The organism is Mesorhizobium sp. M7A.F.Ca.CA.004.12.1.1 (assembly GCF_003997835.1).
Lineage (GTDB): Bacteria > Pseudomonadota > Alphaproteobacteria > Rhizobiales > Rhizobiaceae > Mesorhizobium.
Map to the genome: position 1 here is coordinate 1 of NZ_RZRK01001536.1, position 413 is coordinate 413.

Consider the following 413-nt stretch of genomic DNA (forward strand, 5'->3'; position numbering starts at 1 on the left):
CCTGGACAAGGGCCGCGCGCGTCATCTCGGCGGGCTCGCGGCGAAGAATTTTGGGCTCAGGCAGTTTGACCATGAGCGCAGTTTAATCAATCGATTGATTAAAGTCAACTTCTGTTCGTCATTATCTTGCCATCGACGGCGGCAAACGCTTTAGTGCCCGGCCATGGGCAAGGAAGTCGAACGAAAATTCCTGGTCACCAGCACCGCATGGCGGGAACTGGCCGAGGCCAATATCCGCATTCTCCAGTTCTATCTCGCTGCCGGCCCCGGGCGCACGGTGCGCATCCGCATCAGCGATGGCGGTTCCGCCAAGCTGACACTCAAATTCGGCAGCAAGGCGCGCGAACGCGACGAATTCGAATACTCGATCCCGCTCTCGGAGGCGGTGGAGATGCTGGACTTCGCCATCGGAC

The 413-nt window shown here is 59.1% G+C and carries 1 protein-coding gene; it reads left to right on the forward strand.

Going from position 1 to position 413, the window contains the following annotated elements:
• Window positions 1-163: 163 nt before the first annotated feature.
• Window positions 164-413, forward strand: a 250-nt coding sequence (locus EN984_RS37435) for a CYTH domain-containing protein (protein ID WP_127384491.1), incomplete at its 3' end; no start/stop codon positions are given.